The sequence below is a fragment of the Streptomyces sp. TRM64462 genome (assembly GCF_013362995.1).
Taxonomy (GTDB): domain Bacteria; phylum Actinomycetota; class Actinomycetes; order Streptomycetales; family Streptomycetaceae; genus Streptomyces.
This window is the reverse complement of sequence record NZ_JABWDV010000006.1, coordinates 1-5,750: the sequence shown is the minus strand read 5'-3', so window position 1 is coordinate 5,750 and position 5,750 is coordinate 1. Positions and strand designations below refer to the sequence as shown.

The window sequence follows — 5,750 nt, the reverse complement described above, 5'->3', positions numbered from 1 at the left end:
GTCCCGGGGTCCGGAGTGAGAGCGCTCTCAGAATCGCCGTGACCGGATATTCTGACGGGTGTACACCCTGCCACACACCGCCCGAGGAGTCCGCCTTGCCCGATCCGACCCCTGGGGCCCGTCCCACCCTGGAAGCCGTCGCGGCCCGTGCCGGGGTGTCCCGGGCGACGGTGTCCCGCGTCGTGAACGGCGGGGCGGGGGTCCGCCAGCCGCTGGTGGACCGGGTGCGCCGGGCCGTCGACGAGCTGGGCTACATCCCGAACCACGCGGCGCGCACGCTGGTGACGCGGCGCAACGGCGCGGTGGCCGTGATCATCGCGGAGCCGGAGTTCCGGATCTTCTCGGACCCGTTCTTCGAGCAGCAGGTGCGTGGCATCAGTCGCGAACTGACCGCGCACGACTCGCAGTTGGTGCTGCTGTGGGTGGAGGGCCCCGGGGACTACGAGCGGGTCGCCCGCTATCTGGGCGGCGGCCATGTCGACGGCGCCCTCGCCTTCTCGGTGCACGACGACGACGAGCTGCCGTCGGTGATCCGGCGCGTGCAGGTGCCGGCCGTGTTCGGCGGCCGGCCGGGCTGGCCCGGCGCGAGCGGTGAGCCGGCCGTGCCGTACGTGGACGCCGACAACCGCGGCGGGGCGCGCGAGGCCGTGCGGTATCTGCTGTCGCTGGGGCGGCGGCGGATCGCGCACATCGCGGGGCCGCACGACCAGACGTCGGCGGCGGACCGGCTGGCCGGCTACCGGGACGTGCTGCTCGACGCCGACCCGGAGCTGGTCGCGCGGGGCGACTTCACGGAGGGGAGCGGCGCGCTGGCGATGGCGGGGCTCCTGGAGCGGCGCCCGGACGTCGACGCGGTGTTCGCGGGCAACGACCTGATGGCGTCGGGTGCCCTGCGGGTGCTGCGCGAGCGCGGGCTGCGGGTGCCGGAGGACGTCGCGCTGGTCGGTTTCGACGACATGGCGTCGGTCGCGGAGGCCACGGACCCGCCGCTGACGACGGTCCGCCAGGACATCGAGGGCATGGGGCGGCTGATGGTCAGGCTGCTGATGCGGAGCCTCCAGCAGGACGGCGAGCCCGGGACGGCGGGTGCCGCCCCGGGCTCGGTGATCACACCGACGGAGCTGGTACGCCGGGCGTCGGCGTGAGCTCCGGTTCTCGTACGGGCCCTGCTCGTACAGGCCCTGTTCGTACAGGCCCTGCTCGTACGAGCTCTGTTCCTACGCGCCCTACTCGTACGGGATGACGACGACCGAGCGGTCCGTGCCCGTCTGGAGCCGTGCCGTGCCGTTGCCGATGGCCGGCCACACCTCCAGGCGGACCGTGCCGTTCCGCAGGTGGCCGAGCGTGCCGGTGGCCGCCTTCAGGCCGCGCGTCTGGTTGTACTCCTCCCAGCCGGTGACCGGGTCCGTCGCGAAGTAGTGGTACGTCTCCGTGCGGTCGAAGGTGCCGTCGCCGGTGAGGTCGTAGCTGATCCGGGCCTGCTGGCCGAGCGCGACGGTGGTCCCGGCGTCGACCTGGAGGCGGAAGGCCGTGGCGGCGCCGGGCTTCAGGGTGCCGGTGACGCCGCGGGCCTCGTACACGAGGGGCTGGTACGGGGTTCCGTCGTGGTTGGCGCCGCCGGCCGACGCGATGGTGTCGCTGCCCGCCGTGCCACCGGTCGCGGTGGTGAGTGCCCCGCCGGTGCGGAGCTGGAAGGTGCTGCCGGTGGAGGGGCCCGGGTCGCCGGGTTCGGTGGGGTCGGCGGTGCCTGTGCCCGTGGCGGTGGAGCGGGCCGGGACGGTGAGCCTGGCGCCGTCCGAGAAGGTGACGGTGCGGGCCGTGGAGCCGTGGTTGTGGGCCGCGTAGGTCCGTACCGTGCCCTTGGTGAAGACCGCCGACGTCGGCAGGTCGCCGGTCACCGACGGGTCGGGCGCGCCGAGCGTGTCGAGGCCGGTCAGCCAGTGGTAGGTGTGTGCCTTCGACTCGCCCTGCTCGGGTGTGTACGAGGCGTGGCCCGCGTCCCACTTGGCCTTCGCGGCGCCGGGGTCGGCGAGGGACTGGAACTCCCAGAGGATGTCGCGCCATTCAACGGCGGGGCCGCCGTTCTCGCGTTCCATCTCGGCGATGTTGCGGCGGATCGCGTCCTTGCGGGCGGCGAGGTGGAGGGAACCGCCGGTCACGGGGAGGACGTTGATGCCGTGGATCTCCTCGGGGTTGGCGGTCCACCAGGTGGCGTAGGCGACGCCGCTCCCCCACACCATGCCGGCCGTGTCATGGCCGAAGGAGGACGGGAAGACCTGCTGGTCGGCGTCGAACCAGTACTGGGCGATGGCCTCGGACTCGGTGGTGAGGAGGAAGGTGCCGAGGTCCCGCAGGGTGGTGTCGCCGGTGGCGGCGCCCCACAGGACGAGGCCCGCGCTGAGGTTGGTGGACTCGGAGGACGACTCCTGGTTGTTGCCGGCGGCGAAGCCCTGGTGGCCGGAGGCCCAGCTGTGGCCCGCGTACACGTCGAAGCCGCGCAGGAAGGGGAACGCGGAGTCGGTGCGGCTGGGGTTGGCGGCGTCCCGGACGAGGGTCTTCACCATGCCGCCCCACGCGGAGTCGGCGGCCCAGGCCGGGTCGTACTGGGCGACGATCGCGGCCGCGTAGACGTAGTACGAGTAGTGGAAGTGGTGGTCGTTCAGCTCGGTGTCGCTGCCGTACGAGGCGGGGTAGCCGATCAGGGTCCGCCAGGTGCGGTCGTAGCTGAACTCGGAAGCGCCGCCCGCCGTGAACCACTCCTGGAGGCGGCCCTTCATGAGGCCGAGGAGCCGGTCGCGGGTGCCGGTCTCACCGATCTGGTCGGCGACCGGCACGAGCTGGGCGAGCCGGCCGAGCGCCTTGCCTGTCCAGTAGGTGTCGGTGGCGCCGGAGAACGGGTCGGGAGCGCTGACGACCTCGTTGAGGTAGCCGCGCAGGCGGGCCGTGTCGGTGCCGGACGCCCTGGGGAGTGCGGGCAGGACGCCGGCGGCGCGCTGAGTGGTGGTGAAGGTGCGGGACTCGCGGACCTTCATGGTGCCGCGCGGTGAGACGTACGTGTACGGGGTGAGCGGGTCGGTGGTGTGCAGCCACTGGTGGCGGTAGAGGGCCTGGAGGGTGCCGGTCTCGGTGCCTTCCTGGGGCTGCGTGGTGAGCGTGTAGGTGGCGCGGACGGTGCCGGCGCTCGTGCTCCAGGACGCCCGGGAGCCGGTGACGAAGCTGTACGCGTACTTCTTGTACGTGGCCAGCGCGCTCGTGGAGGGGAGGACGGCGAGGGAGAAGTAGTCCTTGCCGGCGAGACCCGCGGTGATGGTGGAGCCGGAGACCGTCCAGTCGGTGCCCGTGGGGGCGAACAGCGCGTAGTGGTGGCCGGCGACGGTGATGCCGAGGACGTTGCCCTGGTCCGCGAAGACGGTGGGGGCGGAGGCCGTGGTGACCTGGGCGCTGCCGCCGGTGCCCTTGGCGTAGACGAAGGGCAGTCCGTGGCCGATGGTGGCGCGGAGCGTGCGGGCGCCGTCGGACCAGTAGGGGGTGACGGTCCAGTCGGACCAGGCGTCGGCCTTGGTGTCGGGTGAGTTGAGGCCGGTGAGGCCGAGGGTGAGGTCGCGTTTGTGGGCGTACTCGTACTGGCGGCCCTCGCCGACGACGGCGGGGGTGGTCGGATACCCGATGTCGAGGCCGGCGGAGGTGGCCTGGTAGGTGAGCGGGTGGCCGTACATGGGGGTGGAGTACGGGTTGTCGCCGTAGCGCTGGAAGGCGAGGGACGACCACCAGTCGTTGGTGGGGACCGGCTTGCCGTGGGCGGCCGGGGTGACCTTGGGGGTGACGGGGGTGCCGGTGTTGGTGGTGGGGCCGGAGGTGCCGGGCGGGCGGGTGTCGGAGTAGCTGCCCGCGCCGACGGGGACGGTGGCGGCGGACGCCGGGGAGGCGGCGGGTCCGGTGAGGGCGGCGGCGGCCAGGGCGGCCGCCAGGGTCAGTACGCCTGTGCGGGGGGTTCTCATGGGGATCACTGGGTCACCTCATGGTGAGGGCGGCGGGAGAGGCGTTCGGGAGTGTTGGAGGGTTTTCGAAGGCTTCGACGGCTTCGAGGGCTTCGAGCCATTCGAGTCTTCGAGAGCGCTCTCAAGTGCCTGGAACGTAAAACTCCTGAAACAGGGCTGTCAATAGACCGGACGCGGGCGGTAGTTGGACGGCAAGTCGGCCGTTACGCGTTCGAGTCTTGACGGGACGGGGCCTGGCGGGGCACGCTCCCCCCACATTCTTGAGAGCGCTCTCAGCGCCTCTCGGGACATGGTCCCCGCTCGATCGAAGCCAAGGGAGGCTTCTCATGCCCATCGCCCGAGCCGCCAGAGCCGGAAGGGCCGGAAGGGCCGCCGTACGACTCGGGGCGGTCGCCCTCACCGGGGCCCTGCTCGCCGCCTGCGGAGGCGGCACCTCGGACGGCGCGTCCGGCGCCGCCGACGGCAAGGTCACGCTGACCGTCGACCTCTTCGGCTCGTTCGGCTACAAGGAGGCCGGGCTGTACGCCGAGTACGAGAAGCTCCACCCGGGCGTCACCATCAAGCAGACCGACACCGAGGACGAGCAGGACTACTGGAAGTCCCTGCAGACCCGGCTCGCGGGCGGTGGCGGGCTCGCCGACGTCCAGGGCATCGAGGTCGGGCGGATCGCCTCCGTCACACAGCGGCAGGCCGACAAGTTCGAGGACCTGACGAAGTACGGGGCGGGCGAGCTCAAGGACCAGTTCGCCGACGCCAAGTGGTCGGCCGCCACCACCAAGGACGGGGCGGTGCTGGGGCTCGGGACGGACGTCGGGCCCGAGGCGATGTGCTACCGCACCGACCTGCTCGCGCAGGCCGGCCTGCCGACCGACCGCGAAGAGCTCGCGAAGAAGTGGGCCACCTGGGACGGCTACCTGGCGCTCGGCAAGCAGTACAAGGCCAAGGCGCCCGACAAGAGCGCCTGGCTGGACAGCGTGGGCAGCCTCTTCACCATCATGATCGGCCAGGAGGAGGAGCGGTACTACGACGCCTCCGGCAAGCTCATCTACGAGGACAACCCGGCCGTCAAGGCCGCCTGGAACGCCGCGACCGAGGCCGCCGCGGCCGGGCTGAGCGCCAAGCTCGACCAGTGGTCGCCGCAGTGGAACCAGGCGTTCGCCGCCGGGTCGTTCGCCACCCTCCCGTGCCCCGCGTGGATGCTCGGCTACATCAAGGGCCAGGCCGGTGAGGCCGGCAAGGGCAAGTGGGACATCGCCAAGCTGCCCGGCGGAGCAGGGAACTGGGGCGGGTCGTACCTGTCGGTGCCGCGCGCGGCGAAGCACAAGAAGGAGGCGTACGAGCTGATCAAGTGGCTCACGGCGCCTGAACAGCAGGCCAAGCTGTTCCAGAAGCAGGGGAACTTCCCGTCGTCGACGGGCGCGATCGCGAAGGTCGCGGACGCCAAGGACCCGTACTTCTCCGACGCGCCGATCGGGCAGATCTTCGGCGACGCGGCGAAGGCGGCGCCGGTGCAGGTGCTGGGGGTGCACGACAAGAACGTCGCGGACCAGATCACCAACGCGCTCAGCGAGGTCGAACGCAAGGGGACGTCCCCGGACAAGGCCTGGTCCAACGCCAGAAAGGGCGTGGCCAACGTCATAGGCTGACGCCCCGCCACCGGGGCGCCGCCTCCGCCCCCGGCCCCCGCCCGCCGGGCCCTCGCCGGGCCCGCGTCGGACCCCCGCCGGACCGCGTCGGACCCCCGCCGGGCCC

Annotated in this window: 3 protein-coding genes; 2 read left to right on the top strand and 1 reads right to left on the bottom strand. The window is 72.1% G+C overall.

The genetic code is table 11. From position 1 onward, the window contains the following. Positions 1 to 95 precede the first annotated feature (95 nt). Positions 96 to 1,145: a LacI family DNA-binding transcriptional regulator gene (locus HTZ82_RS00155; protein WP_175407166.1), complete on the top strand. Its 1,050-nt coding sequence runs from the start codon at positions 96 to 98 to the stop codon at positions 1,143 to 1,145. Positions 1,146 to 1,226: 81 nt separating this feature from the next. Here the strand turns inward: HTZ82_RS00155 and HTZ82_RS00150 are convergent, their stop codons facing one another. After that, the gene (locus tag HTZ82_RS00150) at positions 1,227 to 3,998 is read right to left on the bottom strand and encodes a glycosyl hydrolase (RefSeq protein WP_175407165.1); all 2,772 of its coding nucleotides are present in this window, start codon (positions 3,996 to 3,998) and stop codon (positions 1,227 to 1,229) included. Between the two features lie 326 nt (positions 3,999 to 4,324). On the opposite strand from HTZ82_RS00150, the gene HTZ82_RS00145 reads away from it, so the two are divergent. Then, a complete protein-coding gene (locus tag HTZ82_RS00145; protein WP_175407164.1) occupies positions 4,325 to 5,644 on the top strand; it encodes an extracellular solute-binding protein in 1,320 nt (439 codons plus the stop codon). Positions 5,645 to 5,750 lie beyond the last annotated feature (106 nt).

Bases quoted from the DNA above. Each gene is read 5' to 3' on its own strand.
- HTZ82_RS00150 (WP_175407165.1), bottom strand. From the start codon at position 3,998: ATGAGAACCCCCCGCACAGGCGTACTGACCCTGGCGGCCGCCCTGGCC.
- HTZ82_RS00145 (WP_175407164.1), top strand. From the start codon at position 4,325: ATGCCCATCGCCCGAGCCGCCAGAGCCGGAAGGGCCGGAAGGGCCGCC.